Below are 3,220 nucleotides of genomic sequence, written 5' to 3'. Positions count from 1 at the left end.
GTTGCAATTAGCGCTCCTGCTATCAACGGTTAATTCTCAACTTGAACTCAATAAACAGCGCCTCCTACGAACGGGGGGCGCTTTTTAGTTGTTTATAAATAGCGTTCAGAATTTTGAGGGAAAATTTGGTTAGATTCTTGGAAGGAGTGTTTTTAGGTGTCTGACCTTGGATAATAGAGAATGAGCATTAGTTGAGCATGTTTACTGGATAATTAAATGTATAAAACGATGCTCAAATAGACTCTAAAATACAAAAAATAGCTCTTGTGAGCATCAGATAAGCATTTTAGAGATTCAAGTAGCTAAAAGTATTGATTATGCGTAGTTCGTTAACTCAAAACTATAAATTAAACCTAATTCAGTGGTATCCGGGCCACATTGCTAAAGCTGAAAAAAATCTTAAAGAACAGTTAAAGCGGGTAGATGTGGTGTTAGAAGTACGAGACGCTAGGATTCCCTTATCGACCCATCATCCTCAAATGAGTGAGTGGGTTGGGAGTAAGACACGGATACTAGTAATTAATCGCGTAGATATGATTACACCACAAGTGCGATCGCTTTGGGAAGATTGGTTCAAAACTCAAGGGGAAGTACCTTATTTCACTAATGCTCAACATGGTCAAGGTGTGGTTGCAGTTGCTAAAGCAGCACAGGCTGCTGGGGTAGAACTCAATCAAAGAAGACACAATCGCGGCATGTTACCCCGTCCAGTCCGCGCTGTGGTGATTGGTTTTCCCAATGTTGGTAAATCCGCATTGATTAACCGTTTGTTGGGAAAGCGGGTGGTAGAAAGTGCCGCTCGTCCAGGTGTAACTCGCCAACTGCGCTGGGTAAGAATTTCCGAGCATTTGGAATTGCTAGATGCTCCTGGTGTAATCCCTGCAAGATTAGAAGACCAAACAGCCGCTTTGAAATTAGCTATTTGCGATGATATTGGTGAGGCATCTTATGATAATCAACTAGTAGCGGCAGCACTGGTGGATTTACTCAATGATTTGAGAACAACAGCTACGCATATATTACCCAATAAACCTTTACTGTCTCGCTACGAACTAGATTCCGAATCCTACACAGGAGAAACATACCTACACGCCTTGGCGGAGCATCGCTACAAAGGGGATGTGGAAAGAACTGCAAGGCAACTTTTAACAGATTTTCGTAAAGGATTTTTGGGTACGACACCTCTGGAATTACCCTCGAATGAGGCATAGAGAGGACAAAGCAGACGAAAGCGGGATTTTCAATAAAAATCCTCATTTTCCTCAGCTTTTCTACTTCTTTATCTCTCTTAATGGTAATGTTCTAGAATAGAAGCTAAGAGTAATATTTATTACATACAGTTGTCGTAATGCCGTCAACAGTGCCATAAAGAAAAGGTGAAGGATTAACTGTTGGCGTATACCTAAGTTTAAGGTTGCTTACGCTTCCAGCTTCTAGGATGGACATATCACACTCATGACTGAACTTACACTGCGTCTACAAGAGGGAGATAGTGAGACAACGATCACAGTACATCAAGATGTCTTCACAATTGGACGTTTACCGGAATGTGATTTGTACTTACCTTTTGCTGGAGTTTCTCGTAACCATGCACGACTGGTAAAAACAACCAACGGCGCATGGACTATTGAGGATTTGGGCAGCAAAAATGGAACACAGGTAAATGAGTGTCTTGTTATTTATCCCCAAAAGTTACATCACGGTGATATTGTTTGGTTAGGTAATGTGAGCTTTGTAATTTTGTTCACAGTTCCTGTAACACAAATTTCAGCAAATTATCCTGTAGCTTTGGAATCTAATGAGCAAAGAACAATTCTTCACAGCGTTGAAAAACTACAACAACGATGGATTGAAGCTGAAGATAAAGATGGTGATGTCAGCAAGAAAGATAAGACTATTGCTCGTCTCAAAGATTTAGTAGATATAGCTAAAAATCTCTGCGCGGCGGCATCTATAGAAGAGATTTTCTCTCAGGTTCAACAAGTTGTCTTTCGTTATCTTAATAGTATTGAACGCTTAGCACTATTAATTAATGTTAATGGTTGTGGTCATTTAGAATTAATGAATGCTGCTACTAGAAACGTTGCCGAGCAGGAAAATTTAGCAGCTGATGGTAGTTGGATTAGTCGCAGTATCTGTCAAAAAGTATTTGCAGAAAAAGTGGTTATTCAGACAGCTGATACCCAAAAAGATGAACGCTTTTCTAGTGAACATAGTATTTTAATGAAAGGTATTCGTAGCGCCATGGCAGTACCTTTGTGGGATGAAAATAAAGTTGTTGGTGTTCTTTATGCCGATGCGCTACTTTCTTCTTACCATTGGGCAAATGAAGGCGAAGAAGAACTGAGTTTTTTTTCGGCTTTAGCGAACATAGTAGCTTCTAGTGTGCAACGTTGGCTATTAGTAGAAAAATTAAAAACGGAAGAAGTAATTCGTCATCGGCTAGAACGCTATCATTCTCCAGCAGTTGTACAACAATTGATATCTGTAGGTGGTTTGCCAGATGGGCGTTTAGCTCCCGCAGAGAGTGAAATCAGTATTTTATTTGCAGATTTGGTTGGCTTTACGGCAATTTCTGAGCGATTAACACCAACTGTGATCGCTCAATTATTAAACAATTTATTTGAAGAAATGCTACAAGAAGTGTTCGCCTACGGTGGCACTTTGGATAAATATATTGGCGATTGTATTATGGCATTTTTTGGCGCTCCAGAAACGCAATTGGATCACGCAGATCGCGCGACTGCTGCCGCTAAAGGAATGCTCAGACGTCTCGACCGTCTCAATGCTAATGGTTTTTGGCAAGAACCTCTCCAATTACGTATTGCTATTAATAGCGGTAAGGCTGTCGTGGGAGATGTCGGTAGTTCACAAAGGGTAGATTATACGGCGTTAGGCGCTACTATTAATCTTGCTGCTCGTATGGAAGCAATATGTCCTCCCAGTGAGTGCATTATTAGTGAAGCCACATACACAATGCTTTCAGATCCTGCGGATTTTCAGGAAATGGGAGAGCATCGTTTTAAAGGTATTAATCGATTAGTAAAGGTATATCAGACAAAAATGTGTGACAACTCCACCGCTGACTAAGCCTGCACAAGCAGCAAGCGATTGTCCTACCGTCCGTTGTAGGTGGACACAATTATTTAGAAGACGCATTATAGAGATTATCCTAAACCGAATAATTTAGCGATCGCAGGTAATAATTTATTCGCTTCTT

General features: G+C 40.6%; 2 protein-coding genes. Both read left to right on the top strand.

Translation table 11 applies throughout. The features are described from left to right. The first annotated feature begins 317 nt into the window (after window positions 1–317). Window positions 318–1,211, top strand: a complete 894-nt coding sequence (gene ylqF / locus AC5JMF_RS31895) for a ribosome biogenesis GTPase YlqF (protein ID WP_495799715.1) — start codon at window positions 318–320, stop codon at window positions 1,209–1,211. 244 nt (window positions 1,212–1,455) lie between these two features. After that, complete coding sequence (locus AC5JMF_RS31890) at window positions 1,456–3,090, top strand: adenylate/guanylate cyclase domain-containing protein (protein ID WP_495799714.1); 1,635 nt, start codon at window positions 1,456–1,458, stop codon at window positions 3,088–3,090. Window positions 3,091–3,220 lie beyond the last annotated feature (130 nt).

Source organism: Desmonostoc vinosum (assembly GCF_059505385.1).
Note: the sequence above shows the minus strand (reverse complement) of the source record. Positions and strands in the feature narration are given on the sequence as shown.

Coding starts and splice junctions, on each gene's coding strand:
- ylqF (WP_495799715.1), top strand. CDS start 318: ATGCGTAGTTCGTTAACTCAAAACTATAAATTAAACCTAATTCAGTGG.
- AC5JMF_RS31890 (WP_495799714.1), top strand. CDS start 1,456: ATGACTGAACTTACACTGCGTCTACAAGAGGGAGATAGTGAGACAACG.